A 17,194-nucleotide genomic window follows, 5' to 3' on the forward strand; every position below is an offset into this window, starting at 1 on the left:
GCCCGCCTGCGCTGGAACGGCGAAAGTGCCGATTATAACCGTCGGCACTTGCGGCGCAGGGCGTGCCGGGGGCCTTACCTCAGGCCAAGCACGTCCTGCATGTCGAACAGCCCGGTGGGCTTGTCGGCGAGAAAGCGCGCCGCGCGTAGCGCGCCCTCGGCATACGACTGACGGCTGGACGACTTGTGCGTGATCTCGATGCGCTCGCCGGTGCCGGCGAACATCACGGTGTGGTCGCCCACGATATCGCCGCCGCGCACGGTGGCAAAGCCGATGGAATTGGGGTCGCGCGGGCCGGTGTGGCCTTCGCGGGCAAACACGCCGCAGGTCTTCAGATCGCGGCCCAATGCCTTGGCCACCACCTCGCCCATCGCCAGCGCGGTGCCCGACGGGGCATCTACCTTATGGCGGTGGTGCGCCTCGATGACTTCGATGTCGTAGCCGGAAGACAGCAGCTTGGCGGCAACTTCCAGCAGCTTGAACGTGGCATTGACGCCCACGCTCATATTGGCGGAGAACACTACGCCGATGTGCTTGGCAGCCTCGGCGATGGCGGCACGGCCGGCGTCGTCAAACCCGGTGGTGCCGGTGACCACCTTGACGCCCAGGCGCTTGGCCGCTGCCAGGTGCACGAGCGTGCCCTCGGGCCGGGTGAAGTCGATCAGGCAGTCGGCGCCAGCGAGGGCAGTCTCGATATCCGAGGTGATCACCACGCCCGTGGTGCGGCCCAGCAGCAGCCCGGCATCCTGGCCCAGCGCCGGGGCGCCCGGCACATCCAGCGCGCCCGACAGGGTGACGCCTTCGGTGGCGAGTACGTGTTCGATCAGCATACGGCCCATGCGGCCGGAGGCACCTGCGATGGCGATATTCATGGCGTGTCAGCAGTCAAAATACAAGCCGGCCGCGTGACGCGGCCGGCATTCGGGCCTGAAGGCTCAGTTGGTCGGGCTGGCGGGGCCACCGGCCTCGGCGGATGAGGCTGCGGCAGCCGGCGCTGCCGGCGCAGGCGCTGCGGCGGGAGCGGCATCCGTGGCTGCGGCCGGGGCTGCAGCCGCTTCCGAAGCCGCGGCAACGGTCTCGGCCGGTGCCTTGGGCGTCGGTACCTTGCCCGCCTGCATGGCCTTCATGCCGTCGATTTCGGCAATCAGCTCGTATTCGGACGGCAGCTCGTCGCCACCGAACTTGACCAGCTTGTCGCCATCGAAGAACACGGTATAGCGGCGCTGCTGCACCACCGGCGTATTGCCGCGGCGGAACGAGAACACGTAGTCCCAGCGATTGCCGTGGAACACATCGGCCAGCAGCGGCGTGCCGAGCAGGAACTTGACCTGCTCGCGCGTCATGCCTTCACGCAACTGCGCGGCAGCTTCACGCGAGACAAAGTTGCCTTGCACGATATTGATACGGTACGGCGTGATCGCGTTGGCGACCTTGCGCGACGTATTGTCATAGGTGGAGCACGCAGCCGTTAGCAGGGTAGCTGCAGCCAGCACAGTAGTAACCAGCGTCGGACGCATGGCGGACGAACGAAATGAACGCATGTATCTCGCTTCTAGAAGGGAGAGAAAAGTGCCGATTCAGGCCCTCACGGCGCTTACCATGAGGCGGCAGCGGCGATGGATCATCGCGAGCGCAGCCTAGGGCAGGTGACCGAGCCCCGGGCAACCGCCGGGGCGACTTTTGCCGCCAAAACCCTTATGATTCAACTATCCAGACATTGTACTCTAGGGAGTCACGCCCATGCCGAGTCCGGCGGACCTCAAAAATATCGGTCTTAAAGCGACCGTACCGCGTCTGAAGATCCTCGAGATCTTCCAGACCAGCGAGCAGCGCCACCTCAGCGCTGAAGACGTTTACCGCATCCTGCTCAACGAACAAATGGATATCGGCCTTGCGACCGTCTATCGCGTGCTGACCCAGTTCGAGCAGGCTGGACTGCTGTCGCGCAACAACTTCGAATCCGGCAAAGCCATTTTCGAGCTGAATGAAGGCAAGCATCACGACCACCTGGTCTGCATCGATTGCGGCCGCGTGGAGGAATTCTACGACTCCGAGATCGAGCGTCGCCAGCAAAGCATCGCAACCGAGCGCGGCTTCGCGCTGCAAGAACACGCATTGTCGCTCTATGGCAGCTGCACCAAGCACGAGTGCCCCCACCGGCCCAAGCGCTAAGCCTGCGACGGGGCCTGCCGCGCGAACATAAAAAAACCGGCGCCAGCGCCGGTTTTTTTCATTTCAAGCCTGCTTTACGATTCCGTATGATCCTGCTCGGCAACGATGTGCAGGCCGCGCGCAACCGCCGGCACGCCGACGAATTCGCCCACGACCTGGCGGAACAGCCCGCGTGCCCACACCAGCATCGGGTGGGTGTTGCGGCTGCGGTGCCAGAACATGTTCAGGCCCAGCGTGGTGTTAAGTTCCGCCGGCAAGGGGAAGGCCTTGAGGCCGTAGGTCTCGCAAGCCATGTCCTTGGTCAGCGCATTGACCGTGAAGATCATGTCGGTCTGCGCGGCCAGCTCCGACTGTGCGCGCCAGGAATGCACCGTCAGCGTGGCATTGCGCTTTAGCCCGCGCTGCTGCAACGCGTAGTCCAGCGGGATCAGCGACGGTGCCGGACGGCCATTGCCGCCGGAATGCGCCATGAAGATGTGGCCGCAGTCGAGATACTGCTCGAGCGTGCAGGTGCCCTTGAGCACAGGATGGTTTTTACGCGCGCAAACCCAGAGGTTGAGCGACGTCACCATCTCTTCCACGATTTCGGGGTGCCGGGTCGGGAATGGCGAGAACGCCAGGTCCAGCTCGTTGCCGCGCATGGCGGCCACATCCGACTCCCAGGAATGGGATTCGACCAGCTTGATATGCAACTCCGGCGCCAGTTGCTTGATGCGCAGGATAAAGCGGTTGAAGACCGTATCGCCCAGCTCGGCGGCAAAGCCGATGTTAAGGGTGCCGGTGGCGGTGGCGGGGTCGAAATTATCGGCGTCGCCCTCGTTGATCGAGGACCACAGGTCCAGCATGTCGCGAATCTTCGGCCCCAGTTCCAGGGCTCGCGGTGTCGGCGTCAGGCCGTGCGGCACGCGGATGAAGAGGGGATCGTCGAAAATCTCGCGAAGGCGGCCCAGCGAATGCGAAACCGCAGGTGCGGTCATATGCATTTTTTCCGCGACATAGGTCGCGTTTCGCTTGCTGAGCAGCTCGGTAAAAATCACGAGCAGCTTGGTATCCACATTCACCATGATCTCACCCAGGTTGGATTGGGAATTGGGAATGACCGTATCGTCACTTGCATTGGCTGCACATCGGTGTTTCCAGCACTTTCACAGTGTAAGAGCAAAGCGGGGAACGGAACAGGAATTCCGCGCCAGCCCCTTGCACCGTGCCGGCCTTCGTCCTTTTGCCAGGATCCTGGCAAAAGGACCCGCCTAGGCTTCCGATAGCTGGAGTTGCAAGCAGACGACAAGGCGGTATCCCAGGGAATGCCGCCTTGTTCCGTGCGCAAACCAACCTATCCCGGCAAACTTACTTGGCGACCACGCGAGCCATTTCCAGCACCTTGTTGGAATAGCCCCACTCGTTGTCGTACCAGCTCACGATCTTGACGAAGGTCGAGTCCAGCGCGATGCCGGCTTCCGCGTCGAAGATCGAGGTGCGTGCATCGCCGCGGAAATCCGTGGCAACCACCTTGTCTTCGGTGTAGCCCAGCACGCCCTTGAGCGCGCCCTGGCTCTGTGCCTTCATTTCGGCGCAGATCTCGGCGTAGGTGGCACCCTTTTCCAGTTCGACGGTCAGGTCGACCACCGACACGTCGGAGGTCGGCACGCGGAACGACATGCCGGTCAGCTTCTTGTTCAGCTCGGGAATCACCACGCCCACGGCCTTGGCAGCGCCAGTGCTCGACGGGATGATGTTTTCCAGGATGCCGCGGCCACCGCGCCAGTCCTTGTTGGAGGGGCCGTCGACGGTCTTTTGCGTGGCGGTGGTGGCGTGCACGGTGGTCATCAGGCCGCGCTTGATGCCCCACTTGTCGTTCAGCACCTTGGCGACCGGCGCCAGGCAGTTGGTGGTGCAGCTGGCGTTGGAGATGATCGCTTCGCCCTTGTACGTGCCGTGGTTCACGCCGTACACGAACATCGGGGTGTCATCCTTGGACGGTGCCGACATGATCACCTTCTTGGCGCCCGCGTCGATGTGCTTCTGCGCGCCTTCCTTGGTCAGGAAGATGCCGGTGGATTCGATCACCACGTCGGCGCCGATCTCGCCCCACTTCAGTTCGGACGGGTCCTTGACTGCGGTCAGGCGGATTTTCTTGCCATTGACGATCAGGGTGTTGCCGTCGACCGACACTTCGCCGTCAAAGCGGCCGTGCACCGAGTCGTACTTCAGCATGTAAGCCAGGTAGTCGGGCTCGAGCAGGTCGTTGATGCCGACGACTTCGATTTCCTTGAAGTTGGCGGCGGCGGCGCGGAACACCATGCGCCCGATGCGGCCGAAGCCGTTGATGCCGATCTTGATGGTCATGTTTATCTCCTGAGTAGGCTAACGATCGATGGATGCGGGAAAGCGTCTGCCGGCCCGCGCGGCCGAGTCGACCGCTGCGCGGGCCCGGGAATACCTGTTACTGACCGAGGGTGTCGCGCACGGTGCGCACGACGTTCTCGACCGTGAAGCCGAAGTGCTTGAACAATACGCCAGCGGGAGCCGATTCGCCGAAGGTGTCGATGCCCACCACGGCCTGGACCTGGTACTTCCACCAGAAGTCCGTCACGCCTGCCTCGACCGCCACGCGCGGCACGCCGGCCGGCAGCACCGAAGCCTTGTAGGCGGCGTCCTGCTTGTCGAATACCGTGGTTGCCGGCACCGAGACCACGCGCACGTGCACGCCGTCAGCAGCCAGTTGCTCTGCGGCACCCACGGCCAGGCCGACTTCCGAGCCGGTGGCGATGATCACGGCATCCGGACGGCCGGTCTTGGGATTGTTGCCGGCGCGCAGCACGTAGCCGCCCCGCGCGATATTGGCGCGGGTGGCGTCGTCGCGCGTCTGGAACGGCAGGTTCTGGCGGCTGAAAATCAGGCAGCTCGGGCCGTTCTCGCGGCGCACGGCCTGGGCCCAGGCCACCGCGGTTTCGGTAGTGTCGGCGGTACGCCACACATCCATATTGGGGATCAGGCGCAGGCTGGCGACGTGTTCGATCGACTGGTGGGTCGGGCCGTCTTCGCCCAGGCCGATGGAGTCGTGGGTGAACACGAACAGCGTGCGGATCTTCATCAGCGCCGCCATGCGCAGGGCATTGCGGCTGTAGTCGGAGAAGGTCAGGAAGGTGCCGCCGTAGGGGATGTAGCCACCATGCAGCGTGATGCCGTTCATGATGGCGCTCATGCCGAACTCGCGCACGCCGTAGTTGATGTGGTTGCCCCAGGCATCGCCGCGCACGGCCTTGCTGCCGGACCAGTTGGTCAGGTTGGAGCCGGTCAGGTCGGCCGAGCCACCCAGGAATTCCGGCAGCACCGGCGCGAGCGCCTCGATGGTGTTCTGGCTGGCCTTGCGGGTAGCGATGGTTTCCGCCTTTTCCTCGCACTTGGCCAGGAAAGCGTCCACGGCAGCGTCAAACGCGCCGGGCAGCTCGCCGCGCATGCGGCGCTGGAATTCGCCGGCTTCGTACGGGAAGCGCTCCGCATAAGCCTCGAACAGCGCGTTCCAGGCCTTTTCCAGCGAACCGCCGCGGGCCTTCGCATCCCATGCCGTATAGACTTCGGCCGGGAGTTCGAACGGGGCGTGGGCCCAGCCCAGCGCCTCGCGCGTGGCCAGGATTTCGGCGCCACCAAGCGGCGCGCCATGCACATCGTGGCCGCCTTCCTTGTTGGGCGCGCCCTTGCCGATCAGGGTACGGCAGCAGATCAGGGTCGGACGGTCGCTGTGCTTGGCTTCGGCGACGGCGGCATCCACGGCGGCGGCGTCATGGCCGTCCACCGCGCGAATCACATTCCAGCCGTAGGCTTCGAAACGCTTCGGGGTGTCGTCGGCGAACCAGTGCACCACGTCGCCGTCGATCGAGATGCCGTTGTCGTCCCAGAGCGCGACCAGCTTGTTCAGCTTGAGCGTGCCGGCCAGCGAGCAGGCCTCGTGGCTGATGCCTTCCATCAGGCAGCCGTCTCCCAGGAACACATAGGTGTGGTGGTTGACGATGTCGAAGCCCGGGCGGTTGAATTCCTCGCCCAGCAGGCGTTCAGCCAGCGCCATGCCGACCGCATTGGTCAGGCCTTGGCCCAGCGGGCCGGTGGTGGTTTCCACGCCCGGGGTGATGCCGTATTCCGGGTGGCCTGCCGTCTTGCTGTGCATCTGGCGGAAGTTCTTCAGTTCGGCCAAGGGCAGGTCGTAGCCGGTCAGGTGCAGCAGCGCATAAAGCAGCATCGAGCCGTGGCCGTTGGACAGCACGAAGCGGTCGCGGTCAGCCCACTTGGGGTTGCTCGGGTTATGCTTCAGATGACGGCCCCACAGCGCAACCGCGATATCCGCCATGCCCATCGGCATGCCGGGGTGGCCTGAATTGGCCTGCTGGACGGCGTCCATGGCCAGGACGCGGATGGCGTTGGCCATGAGTTGGACGGGCTGCGAAGCGTGCGGACTGGCGGCGGGATGAGCGAGGTGAGACATGCGGCGGGAACCTGGCGGCGGGAAAAGCGCAATTTTACCAGATCAAAGGGGGGAGTTAGGCCACCCGGCGGCCCCGCCTGGCGGCCATCTGCAATGGACCGAATGGCTTTCCCCAGGCGTTGGCACCACCTTGGGCCAGATTCGGCTGCTCGCGGCAATGCGCTCGCCGTACCAGCAAATCGAGATTGGCGAGCATCCCCGCTTTGGCCGGATCTTCCGCCTCGATGGCCGCATCATGAGCGCGGAAGCGGACGCCTTCATCCAGCATGAGCTGATGGTGCACCCCATGGCCGTGGCCCATGGCACGGCACGCTCCGCGCTGGTGGTGGGTGGCGGCGACGGCGGCTCGGCGCATGAATTGCTGCGCCTGCCCTTCATGCGCGAGGTGGTGGTGGCCGAACTCGACCCCGATGTCGTGACGCTGGCCCGGGCCTGGCTGGACGGCATCCACCAGGGCGCCTTCGAGGATCCACGCGTGCACCTCGCCATTGGCGACGCGCTGGGCTTGATGGAAGCCTTTGGCCGTGCGGGGCGGCAGTTCGACCTGATCGTATTCGATCTGACCGAGGCCGACGACGGCAGCCCGGCGGCTGCGCTCTTTTCCAACCACGGCCTGCAAACCGCCCGGCGCTGCCTGGCGCCCGGCGGCGCGCTGTCCCTGCACCTTGGCCCGCCGGAACACCGCCCCGATTCGGTCCGCGTGCTCGCCGCGCGCTTGCGGCAGTGCTTTGCGCAAGTCCACCCCATCACCACCTTCATCCCCGTCTACGGCGCGCAATGGGCCATCGCGCTGGCCAGCGACACCCTCGACGTGCGCGGCGCCGATGCCGCGCAGCTCGATGAGCGGCTGCGCGCCTGGAAGCTCGACCGCAAGCTGCGCTGCTACCACGCCGCGCTCCATCCGGCCTTGTTCGCCCTGCCCCTGCACCTGCAGGCGCTTTTCGACAGCGCCTGCGCACCCGCGTAAGATGCTCGCTCGCACCGCGAGTCTTGCCGCCCAGGCAAGCCCCGCGCGGCTTCCCGTAACCAGGAGACGATCATGACAAGACCGGCCAACACCCCCTGGCTCACCCCCTACCTGACGGTGGGCAACGGGCGCAGCGCGCTCGACTTCTATCACCGCGCCTTCGGTTTCAGCGCGGGGAACGTGGTCGACGAAAACGGTGTGCCGACCCACGCCGAGATGCACTACCAGGGCGAGCTCGTCGTGATGTTCGCGCCCGAAGGCGCCTGGGGCAGCACCGCGCGCGCGCCCCGCTCGCTCGGCGTCGAATGCCCGCAGACGTTCTACGTCTACTGCGACGACGTCGATGCCATGCACGCGCGCGCCGTCGCCGCCGGCGCGGTCAGCCTGATGGCGCCCGCCGACCAGTTCTGGGGCGACCGCTACTGCATGGTCGAGGATCCCGATGGCTACCGCTGGGGCTTCGGCAAGCCGGTGGACAAAGCCGCCGGCAAGAACGAGGACGGATCCGCCTGATGCCGCCTCGCTTTTTCATTGATGCCACGTTGGCCGCCGAGACCGACATGCCGTTGCCTGAAGCCGTGGTGCGCCATGTCCAGGTGCTGCGGCTCAACCCAGGCGACGACATCACCCTGTTCGACGGGCGCGGCGGCAGCCATGCGGCTACCCTGGTCGAAATCGGCAAGCGCCATGCGCTGGCGCGGATCGGCAGCCACGATCCGTTCGAGGCCGAGCCGCCGTTCCGCGTCACGCTGGCGCAGGGGCTGGCGGGCGGCGACAAGATGGACTGGCTGATCGAGAAATCCGTCGAGCTTGGCGTTGCCGCCATCCAGCCGCTGCAGGCGGCCCGCTCCGTGGTCCGGCTCTCGGGAGAGCGGGCGCAGAAACGCCAGGCGCACTGGCAGGCGCTGGTCGAGGCCGCATGCGAGCAATGTGGGCGCAATCGCTTGCCGGAGGTCGCACCGGTCGCTAACGTGGAATCCTGGCTGGGCCTGCAGGCAAAGCCTGCCGCGGCCCAAGAAGGGGCACGGCTGCTGGTATCGCCGCGGGCCTCGCAGTCGCTGGTATCGTTTGCCACCGAGCAGCGCAATGCATTGCTGGACCGCGGCGTGACACTGCTGATCGGGCCCGAAGGCGGGCTGGCGCCGGACGAGGAGGCGGCGGCGCTGCGCGCCGGTTTCACGGGCGTGTCACTCGGGCCGCGCATCTTGCGTACAGAAACAGCCGGGCTTGCCTGCCTGGCCACGCTCAACGCGGTACTGGGCGGATTTTGACGGCACCCGGGCCATCCCGGCCCGGCGCCACACTCACCGGAAGGAGTCGATCATGGGACTACTCGATAGCGTGCTGGGCGGAGTGCTCGGGCAGCGCGGCAGCGGCGACGCGGGCGCTGGCGGCCTGAACCCCAAGATGATGATGGCGCTGGGGCTGCTGGCCATGCTGGCCATGCGCCATAAGGGCGGGGACAGCAGCGGCGGCGGCGCGCAGGATCCGGCCTCGGCAGGCGCGGGAGGCCTCGGCGGCCTTGGCGGACTGCTCGGCGGCCTGATGGGCGGCGGCGCGGCCGGTGGCGCACCAGGCGGCCTCGATCTGGGCGGATTGCTCGGCGGGCTGCTGGGCGGCCAGGCCGGCGGCGCGCCCGCGCTGGGCGCGGCGGCCGGCGGCATCGGCGCCTTGCAGCAGGTCCTGGCCCAGGCGGGCCTGGGCGAACAGGTCAACTCGTGGATCGGCACCGGCGCCAACCAGGCGGTCTCGCCGTCCGCGCTGGCCAGCGCACTGGGTGGTACCGGCGCGCTGGAGAGCCTGGCCGAAAAGACGGGCCTGTCCCAGGACGATGTCGCAGCCCATCTCAGCGAAGGGCTGCCGGAGCTGATCGACAAGCTGACGCCGCAAGGCCAGGTACCGCCGGCGGCGTAACCCCGCGCCCTGCCGGCAAAGCAAAAGGCCCGCTGCTAGCGGGCCTTTTTTTATCATGCTGTCTTCGCTACAGGCGGCTGGCGCTCAGGCGAAGGAGTAGAACACGCGGAACTGCACCTTGCGCTCGGCCCAGAACTCGGCCGCATCACGGAACACATCGAGCAAAACCTCGCGCCCTTCCTTGTCGAACTTCTGCGCAATCGGCAGGCCTTCGAGCACGATCACGAAGCCGGGCTGCGGGCCCGCCTTGTAGATCAGGTCGGTCAGGCAATCGGCCAACGCATCGAAATTCTTGCCGAAATGCTTGGGAAAGAGGAAGTTGGTGGCGATGGTTTCCAGCACTTCCGCCTTGCTCTGGCAGTGTGCGCAGTTCGCATACAGGAAATGCTGGCCCAGCTCCACCGCGGCCTGCGCGAGTTCGGGCACGCGAAACGCGCGGATCGACTGGACGATGTTTGGACGCACCGTCTTGAACAGGGTCATGGCTCCCTCTTGGCTGCCGTCAGTGCCGGCTGCGGGAACGGGTGCGAGCGGCGTTTGTTGCGAGAGCTCGTTGCGGGGCATCGTCAACACGTTGTCGTAAAGATTCTGGGCCTGGGTCTGGGCCCGCTGCCAGCCATCTCCGGCGCCGCGCTCTTCGCGGGCGGCAAGGGCGTCGCCCAGTCCGAAAATGTCAGTCATCATTTGGCTATCCGTTTGAAACTGTTGTAGTGGTCGTCCGTGTAGTAACAGTCGTTGGTGGCGCGTTGATCACCGCCACATACGATCCGTCGTGCTCCTCGATTTCGGCTATTTGTCTTCACCGTGTATTCGCGGTAGTAATTGCGCGACCTTTGCGGCAGGGCGCGCTCGTAGTTGCCGAACCTCGAGCCATCCTTGGCGTAGGGAAACGGGCCACCCGCTTCGATCCGCTCCAACGTGGACTGTGCCTCGTTGGGCAACTGTTGTACTGCGATGGTTCCCGTGCCGTCATCGGCCGCCTGGCGTGCCAGCACCGGCTGCGCCAGCGCGCACGACAACGCCACGCCTGCCAGCACCCGGCTTGCCACTCGCGCCAGACCGGCGACTGAAATCCATTGTGATGCGCGCTGCGTCAAAGGAATCTGGGAACCCACGTTGCTTGTCTTGATTTGAGGACACCAACCAAACGATCCCGGCGCCGCTGCGCGGTTGCCGCGCCACCTAAACTGCCCATTTTGCCTGCGCCCCGGACGGCCTGCGCGTAAATCGACAGCGTCGTCGCGCGTGTAACGAGCGCGTACTTCAAAGGCATAAGGTTACGCCCATGCTAATAAATAATCAATCCCCGCCCCCGGACGGAGTGGAAAACCTCAATTGTTTCAACATGTTAAGAAAATGTGTGCACACACTGACGGGGTGCCGGCGGCAGTAAAAAGACAATAAAAAAGCCGGGCAAGCCCGGCTTTTCAAGACTGACAGGGGTTTAGCGCTTGGCTGCCGCGTCCACCACCACCAGCGACGTCATATTGACGATACGCCGCACCGTGGCCGAAGGCGTCAGGATGTGGACAGGCGCCTTGACGCCAAGCAGGATCGGCCCGATCGCCACATTGTTGCCCGCCGCGACCTTGAGCAGGTTGTAGGCGATGTTGGCAGCGTCGATATTCGGGCACACCAGCAGGTTGGCCTCGCCCTTGAGGGTGCCGTCCGGCACCAGCGTGTCACGCAGCTTCGGGTCCAGCGCGCAATCGCCATGCATCTCGCCATCCACCTCGAGATCCGGGGCGCGCTCGCGCAGGATCGCCAGGGTTTCGCGCATTTTCTGCGCCGAAGGCGCTTCGGATGTGCCGAAGTTGGAGTGCGACACCAGCGCCACCTTGGGGACGATGCCGAAGCGCTTGAGCTCTTCGGCGGCCATCAGGGTGATCTCGGCCAGCTGGCCAGCGGTCGGGTCGATGTTGACGTGGGTGTCGACCAGGAAGATCTGCCGGCCCGGCAGGACCAGCCCGTTCATCGCCGCATACACCTCGTTGGTGCCACCCAGGATCTGGTCGATGTAGCGCAGGTGCGCGGCAGTCGTGCTGACCGTGCCGCAGATCATGCCATCGGCCTCGCCCTGCTTGACCAGCATCGCGCCGATCAGCGTGGTGCGGCGGCGCATTTCCAGCTTGGCGTACTGCTGGGTGATGCCCTGGCGGGCCATCATCTTGAAGTACGCCTCGGAGTAGTCGCGGAAACGTGCATCGTGTTCCGGGTTGACCACGGTGAAGTCGATGCCGCCGCGCAGGCGCAGGCCAAAGCGCTCGATGCGGTGGGCGATGACGGCCGGGCGGCCGACCAGGATCGGGTTGGCCAGCTTTTCGTCGACGATCACCTGCACCGCGCGCAGCACACGCTCTTCCTCGCCCTCGGCGAAGACGATGCGCTTCTTCTCCATGTCGACCTGGCGGGCAGCCGCGTAGATCGGCTTCATCAGGGTGCCGGAGTGGTACACGAACTGCTGCAGCTGCAGGCGGTACGCGTCCATGTCCTTGATGGGGCGCGCGGCCACGCCGGACTTCATGGCGGCCTCGGCCACCGCCGGCGCGATCTTGACGATCAGGCGCGGATCGAACGGCTTGGGAATCAGGTACTCGGGGCCGAAGGACAGGTCCTGTATGCCATAGGCGGTGGCGACGATGTCGCTCTGCTCCTGGCGGGCCAGTTCCGCAATCGCATGCGCCGCGGCGACTTCCATCTCACGCGTGATGGTGGTGGCGCCGCAGTCCAGCGCGCCGCGGAAGATGAAGGGGAAGCACAGGACGTTGTTGACCTGGTTCGGGTAATCGGTACGGCCGGTGGCGATCACCGCGTCCGGACGGACTTCCTTGACCAGCTCCGGCAGGATTTCCGGGTTGGGGTTGGCCAGGGCCAGCACCAGCGGCTTGTCGGCCATGCGCTGGACCATGTCCTGCTTGAGCACGCCGGCAGCGGACAGGCCCAGGAAAATATCGGCGCCATCGATCACTTCTGCCAGCTTGCGCTTGTCGGTCTTTTGCGCAAAGCGGGCCTTTTCCGGGTCCATCAGCTCAGCGCGGCCTTCATAGACCACGCCCGCCAGGTCGGTCACCCAGATGTTCTCGATCTTCATGCCGAGGTCGAGCAGCAGGTCCAGGCAAGCCAGCGCCGCAGCGCCCGCGCCGGAAGCCACCAGCTTGACCTTGCTGATATCTTTGCCGACCACGGTCAAGCCATTGACCACAGCCGCGCCGACCACGATGGCGGTGCCATGCTGGTCATCGTGGAAGACGGGAATCTTCATGCGCTCGCGCAGCTTGCGCTCAACGTAGAAGCACTCGGGTGCCTTGATGTCTTCCAGGTTGATGCCGCCGAAGGTGGGCTCGAGCGCGGCGATGATCTGCACCAGCTTCTCGGGGTCCTTCTCGTCGAGTTCGATGTCGAACACGTCGATGCCGGCGAACTTCTTGAACAGGCCCGCCTTGCCTTCCATCACCGGCTTGGAAGCCGCCGGGCCGATATCACCCAGGCCCAGCACCGCGGTGCCGTTGGTGATCACGCCGACCAGGTTGCCGCGCGCGGTGTAGCGGAATGCATTGAGCGGATCGGCGACGATTTCCTCGCACGCGTAGGCCACGCCCGGCGAGTACGCCAGGGCCAGGTCACGCTGGTTGGACAGCGGCTTGGTCGGCGTAACAGAGATCTTGCCCGGGGTCGGAAACTCGTGATATTCCAGGGCAGCTTTGCGCAGCGCCTCACGCTGCTGCTGCTTCAGGTCGTCTTGGGGCGTGGGCTGCTGGGGACTGGTCATCGGCGCATCTTCCGGTCGGTGGAGCCGTTAATCACGTATGGGACACGAAATGGCGGGTCGGCTCCACGTACCCGCAGTCTCTTCCTTTGGAACCTGGCATTTTATATTGTGAAATATTATTTCACAATAAGCGTTTTGCGCGAGGCACCTTTGCGTTTCGGTACAATATGCCGCATGCCGCCAGCGCTGAACAGCAGGGCGAAACCCGCAGCGGCCGCGACCCGGCGAGGTTTCCCTGGCCCTTCGCAGAATCTCCGCCGCCCCGACTCCCTTCATGCCCGATTCCTCCAGCGCCCAGCTCTCCGAGTTCGACCTGATCCGCCGCTTCTTTACCCGGCCCGCGCAAAAGGCGGTACTGGGCGTGGGCGACGATTGCGCGCTGATTGAAGGGCGCCCCGGACACCACCTTGCCATCAGCACCGACATGCTGGTCAGCGGGCGGCACTTCTTTCCGGACGTGGCGCCGCGCTCACTTGGGCACAAGGCGCTGGCGGTCAACCTGTCCGACCTGGCGGCCATGGGTGCCGAGCCCCGCGCCTTCACACTAGCGCTGGCGCTGCCCGATGCGCAAGCCGCATGGCTGTCCGAACTGGCCGCCGGCATGCTGGAACTGGCAGACGCCCACGGCTGCGAGCTGATCGGCGGCGACACCACGCGCGGCCCGCTGACGCTGAGCCTGACAGTGTTCGGCGACGTACCTGTGCATAAGGCACTGCGACGCGATGCCGCACGCCCCGGCGACGATATCTGGGTCTCCGGCACGCTTGGCGATGCCCGCCTGGCGCTGGGCGACTTCCGTGGCGAATGGCTGCTGCCCGAACCGGACTTCAGCCAGGTGCGCCCGCGCATGGACACGCCAACGCCGCGCATCGCGCTGGGCATGGCACTTCGCGGTGTGGCGCATGCGGCACTCGATATTTCCGACGGCCTGGTCGGCGACCTCGGCCATATCCTGGAGCGCTCCCAGGTCGGCGCCCTGCTCGACGTGGACGCCCTGCCCCGCTCGACGGTGCTGGCCAGCCAGCCGGAGGCGCGCCAGCTGGAATGCACCCTGGCCGGCGGAGACGATTACGAACTCTGCTTTACCGCGCCCGTGGGTGAGCGCGACCACATTGCCGCCATCGGCGCGCGGCTCGGCCTGGCCCTGACGCGCGTCGGCGCGATCACGTCCGAGGCTGGCCTGCGCCTGGTTGACCGCGACGGTAATCCGAGCGCTTACAACGGCACCAGCTTCGACCACTTCGCTTCCCCCTGACAAGCTTGCGTGCGCCGTGTCATCATGCAGCCATGCGGGGCGCCAGACCCTGCCCGGACACGCCGTCCGGCACAATCCCATCCGAACCAGACGAGCCAATCCCTGATGTCCGCCTACCCGCCCGGGCCTACCGCGCACGATCCCGCCCTGACCCTGGAAGCTGGCCAGGCCGCCAGGGTCACGCGCCCTACGGCGCGTTTCATGCTCTCGCACCCTGCTCACCTGATCGCGCTGGGCTTCGGCTCGGGACTATCGCCAGTCGGGCCTGGCACGGTCGGCACGCTGTACGCATGGCTGTCCTACCTGGTGATCTCGATGTGGGTGCAGCCGGAAACCTGGCTGTGGCTGATCGTCGGCGGCTTCGTGCTGGGGCTCTGGGCCTGCGCGCGCACCGCGCGCGACATGGGCGTGTTTGACCACGGCAGCATGGTCTGGGACGAGATCGTGGCGTTCTGGCTGGTCATGGCCTTCGTCATGCCGACCGGTTTCTGGGGCCAGCTTGCGGCGTTCCTGTGGTTCCGCCTGTTCGATATCGTCAAGCCAGCGCCCATCGGGCATCTCGACCGTACGCTCAAGGGACCCGGCCTGCGCGGCGGCTTCGGCGTGATGTTCGACGACATCATGGCCGCCTTCTACACGCTGCTGGTGTTCGCCCTGTGGCGTTCGCTGTGATCGGCGACTCCCCCCCAACCTATCTACTGAATCCGCCATCATGCCCGTCAGCCGCTTGCTCGACCAACTCGCCGTCCAGGTCGGAATCTCCCTGAACGAGAAGTCGCTGTTGCTCGCCACCGCGGAATCCTGCACGGGCGGCCTGGTGGCCGCCGCCATTACCGATGTATCGGGTTCGTCAGGGTGGTTCGAGCGGGGCTTCGTCACGTACTCGAACGAGGCCAAGTCGACCATGCTGGGCGTGCCAGCCAAGCTGATTCGCGATCATGGCGCGGTCAGCGAGGAAGTGGCGCGCGCCATGGCCGAAGGGGCCCTGCTCAACAGCCGCGCCCAGGTGGCGCTGTCGATCACCGGCGTGGCCGGGCCAACCGGCGGTACGCCGGAAAAGCCCGTGGGCATGGTGTGCTTCGGCTGGAGCAACCGCATCACCACCAAGGTGGAAACGCAGCGCTATCGCGGCGACCGGCAGCAAATCCGCCGCCAGGCTGCGGAATACGCGATTCGCGGCCTGCTCGAGCTGGTCCGCAACGAGGCCTGAGGGCTCAGGCACGCGCGGCGGCCAGCAATCCGCCGGCAATGCGGCGGTTCAGCCCTGGCGGAAGCGATTGATGGTTTCGCGCGTCTGCAACGCGACGTTGCGCGCGGCCGCCGCGAAATCCTTCTCGCGGCTGGCGTAGAGGATGGCGCGCGACGAATTGATCATCATGCCGGCGCCAGCGCCGGTGCGCCCCGCGCGGACGGTGGCCTCGATATCTCCGCCCTGGGCGCCGATGCCGGGGATCAGCAGCGGCATGTCGCCCACGATCTCGCGCACCTTGGCAATCTCCGCGGGGAAGGTCGCCCCCACCACCAGCGCCATCTGTCCATTGGTATTCCAGCGCGTGGCGGCCGCCTCGGCCACCACCTGGTACACCGGCTTGCCATCCACCGGCAGGAATTGCACGTCGGAGCCGCCCGGGTTGGAGGTGCGGCACAGCACGATCACGCCGCGATCCGCATAGGCCAGGTACGGCTCCAGCGAATCCAGGCCCATATAGGGATTGACCGTGACAGCGTCCGCCCGGTAACGCTCGAAGGCTTCGATGGCGTACTGCTGCGCGGTCGAGCCGATGTCGCCGCGCTTGGCGTCCAGGATCACGGGAATCCCGGGGTGGGCGTCATGGATATAGGCGATCAACTGCTCGAGCTGGTCTTCGGCGCGCTGCGCCGCGAAATAGGCGATCTGCGGCTTGAAGGCGCAGACCAGGTCGGCGGTGGCGTCGACGATCTCGCGGCAAAAAGAGAAGATCGCACCGCCCGTGCCCGTCATGGACAGGGGCAGCTTGCCCGGGTCAGGGTCTAGCCCGACGCAGAGGAGGGAATCGTTGCGCTGCCAGGCTGCAGCCAGCTGCTCGGTGAAGGTCATGGGATGCTCGCTAATCTGGGTCGGCCGCGTCGGCTGCGCGCCGGGCTTGTCAAGCCGGGTCGGCGCTCCCCCGCGGCAACAGTCGTTCCTGCGATTTTACCCGCTGCGTGCTCTCTTCTGCCGTTCTTCCTCGATACAAAGAGCGGCGTCGCACACAGCGGCCGGCCGGGGCCTGCGCACGCAAATGATGAAATGCAGCCAGATCGAGATGCCGATCGGCGTGCCGAGCTTCCGGATGCTGGTGGCCACGCTGCCCTTCCTGCTGCTCGTGCCCCTATTGCGGCGCTGGCGCCAAAGCGCGCGGGCGGCATAACAACGCACTGCGCGCCGGCGCCTCCCATTCACCCACATTTCACTTAACAATCCCCCCCTCGTTGGGCTACACTCGCGGCCATCATAATCCCGGAGAAACTACGTGGGCAGTAGCATCGGGTGTTCGTGTTGCCGCAGCCAGATTGCGATCGCACCGAATGCCATGTCACTGCGGGCTGCGTAACGACGACCGCCGGAGCCGGCTTTATCCCGCTCCACCGCCTCGTCGGACTCGCCCGCAGCACATA

The 17,194-nt window shown here is 65.6% G+C and carries 18 protein-coding genes; 9 read left to right on the forward strand and 9 right to left on the reverse strand.

The features are described 5' to 3' along the window. Positions 1 to 74: 74 nt before the first annotated feature. On the reverse strand, positions 75 to 872 hold the full coding sequence (gene dapB, locus AC1RQC_RS08495) for a 4-hydroxy-tetrahydrodipicolinate reductase (protein ID WP_492882943.1): 798 nt from the start codon (positions 870 to 872) through the stop codon (positions 75 to 77). A gap of 63 nt (positions 873 to 935) precedes the next feature. Next, positions 936 to 1,541 carry an outer membrane protein assembly factor BamE gene (locus AC1RQC_RS08500; protein ID WP_492372939.1) on the reverse strand — a complete coding sequence of 202 codons (606 nt, stop codon included), beginning with the start codon at positions 1,539 to 1,541 and terminating at the stop codon, positions 936 to 938. Between the two features lie 199 nt (positions 1,542 to 1,740). Here AC1RQC_RS08500 and fur point away from each other — a divergent pair, with 199 nt between their 5' ends. Continuing rightward, positions 1,741 to 2,172, forward strand: a complete 432-nt coding sequence (gene fur / locus AC1RQC_RS08505; RefSeq protein WP_043349559.1) for a ferric iron uptake transcriptional regulator — start codon at positions 1,741 to 1,743, stop codon at positions 2,170 to 2,172. A gap of 74 nt (positions 2,173 to 2,246) precedes the next feature. Here fur and AC1RQC_RS08510 read toward each other — a convergent pair whose 3' ends face one another. From AC1RQC_RS08510 to tkt, 3 genes are all read right to left on the reverse strand, one after another. Next, entirely contained in the window at positions 2,247 to 3,236 is a 990-nt protein-coding gene (locus tag AC1RQC_RS08510; protein WP_150985932.1) for a LysR family transcriptional regulator, read from the reverse strand. A gap of 283 nt (positions 3,237 to 3,519) precedes the next feature. Next, positions 3,520 to 4,518 (reverse strand): type I glyceraldehyde-3-phosphate dehydrogenase, encoded by a 999-nt coding sequence (gap, locus tag AC1RQC_RS08515; protein WP_043349563.1) that lies wholly within the window; start codon positions 4,516 to 4,518, stop codon positions 3,520 to 3,522. A 97-nt stretch (positions 4,519 to 4,615) separates the two neighbouring features. Beyond that, positions 4,616 to 6,652 carry a transketolase gene (gene tkt, locus AC1RQC_RS08520; protein WP_492882945.1) on the reverse strand — a complete coding sequence of 679 codons (2,037 nt, stop codon included), beginning with the start codon at positions 6,650 to 6,652 and terminating at the stop codon, positions 4,616 to 4,618. 130 nt (positions 6,653 to 6,782) lie between these two features. On the opposite strand from tkt, the gene AC1RQC_RS08525 reads away from it, so the two are divergent. From AC1RQC_RS08525 to AC1RQC_RS08540, 4 genes are all read left to right on the forward strand, one after another. Further along, complete coding sequence (locus AC1RQC_RS08525; RefSeq protein ID WP_492882947.1) at positions 6,783 to 7,619, forward strand: spermine/spermidine synthase domain-containing protein; 837 nt, start codon at positions 6,783 to 6,785, stop codon at positions 7,617 to 7,619. Between the two features lie 72 nt (positions 7,620 to 7,691). Continuing rightward, a complete protein-coding gene (locus tag AC1RQC_RS08530; RefSeq protein WP_174422983.1) occupies positions 7,692 to 8,132 on the forward strand; it encodes a VOC family protein in 441 nt (146 codons plus the stop codon). Continuing rightward, a complete protein-coding gene (locus tag AC1RQC_RS08535; RefSeq protein ID WP_492882949.1) occupies positions 8,132 to 8,890 on the forward strand; it encodes a 16S rRNA (uracil(1498)-N(3))-methyltransferase in 759 nt (252 codons plus the stop codon). The genes AC1RQC_RS08530 and AC1RQC_RS08535 overlap by 1 nt, the downstream gene beginning before the upstream one ends. Positions 8,891 to 8,942: 52 nt before the next feature. Then, positions 8,943 to 9,533 carry a YidB family protein gene (locus AC1RQC_RS08540; protein ID WP_492807995.1) on the forward strand — a complete coding sequence of 197 codons (591 nt, stop codon included), beginning with the start codon at positions 8,943 to 8,945 and terminating at the stop codon, positions 9,531 to 9,533. A gap of 84 nt (positions 9,534 to 9,617) precedes the next feature. On the opposite strand, the gene AC1RQC_RS08545 is transcribed toward AC1RQC_RS08540, so the two are convergent. The 3 genes from AC1RQC_RS08545 to AC1RQC_RS08555 form a co-directional block, all read right to left on the reverse strand. After that, positions 9,618 to 10,217 (reverse strand): barstar family protein, encoded by a 600-nt coding sequence (locus AC1RQC_RS08545; RefSeq protein ID WP_492372935.1) that lies wholly within the window; start codon positions 10,215 to 10,217, stop codon positions 9,618 to 9,620. Then, positions 10,214 to 10,570 (reverse strand): guanyl-specific ribonuclease, encoded by a 357-nt coding sequence (locus AC1RQC_RS08550; RefSeq protein ID WP_318230911.1) that lies wholly within the window; start codon positions 10,568 to 10,570, stop codon positions 10,214 to 10,216. The genes AC1RQC_RS08545 and AC1RQC_RS08550 overlap by 4 nt, the downstream gene beginning before the upstream one ends. 407 nt (positions 10,571 to 10,977) lie before the next feature. Beyond that, positions 10,978 to 13,302 (reverse strand): NADP-dependent malic enzyme, encoded by a 2,325-nt coding sequence (locus AC1RQC_RS08555; RefSeq protein WP_492372934.1) that lies wholly within the window; start codon positions 13,300 to 13,302, stop codon positions 10,978 to 10,980. A 274-nt stretch (positions 13,303 to 13,576) separates the two neighbouring features. Between AC1RQC_RS08555 and thiL the strand changes: the two genes are divergently transcribed. The 3 genes from thiL to AC1RQC_RS08570 all read left to right on the forward strand — a co-directional run bounded on the left by thiL (position 13,577) and on the right by AC1RQC_RS08570 (position 15,767). After that, on the forward strand, positions 13,577 to 14,557 hold the full coding sequence (gene thiL, locus AC1RQC_RS08560) for a thiamine-phosphate kinase (protein ID WP_492829133.1): 981 nt from the start codon (positions 13,577 to 13,579) through the stop codon (positions 14,555 to 14,557). Between the two features lie 105 nt (positions 14,558 to 14,662). Further along, positions 14,663 to 15,229, forward strand: a complete 567-nt coding sequence (locus tag AC1RQC_RS08565; protein ID WP_492882951.1) for a phosphatidylglycerophosphatase A family protein — start codon at positions 14,663 to 14,665, stop codon at positions 15,227 to 15,229. A 40-nt stretch (positions 15,230 to 15,269) separates the two neighbouring features. Next, entirely contained in the window at positions 15,270 to 15,767 is a 498-nt protein-coding gene (locus AC1RQC_RS08570) for a CinA family protein (protein WP_416049684.1), read from the forward strand. 48 nt (positions 15,768 to 15,815) lie between these two features. On the opposite strand, the gene pyrF is transcribed toward AC1RQC_RS08570, so the two are convergent. Next, the gene (gene pyrF / locus AC1RQC_RS08575) at positions 15,816 to 16,634 is read right to left on the reverse strand and encodes an orotidine-5'-phosphate decarboxylase (RefSeq protein WP_492372932.1); all 819 of its coding nucleotides are present in this window, start codon (positions 16,632 to 16,634) and stop codon (positions 15,816 to 15,818) included. Positions 16,635 to 16,818: 184 nt separating this feature from the next. Between pyrF and AC1RQC_RS08580 the strand changes: the two genes are divergently transcribed. After that, positions 16,819 to 16,947: a hypothetical protein gene (locus tag AC1RQC_RS08580; RefSeq protein ID WP_492372931.1), complete on the forward strand. Its 129-nt coding sequence runs from the start codon at positions 16,819 to 16,821 to the stop codon at positions 16,945 to 16,947. Positions 16,948 to 17,194: the final 247 nt, after the last annotated feature.

The sequence above is a fragment of the Cupriavidus sp. GW822-FHT03E04 genome, assembly GCF_058801495.1.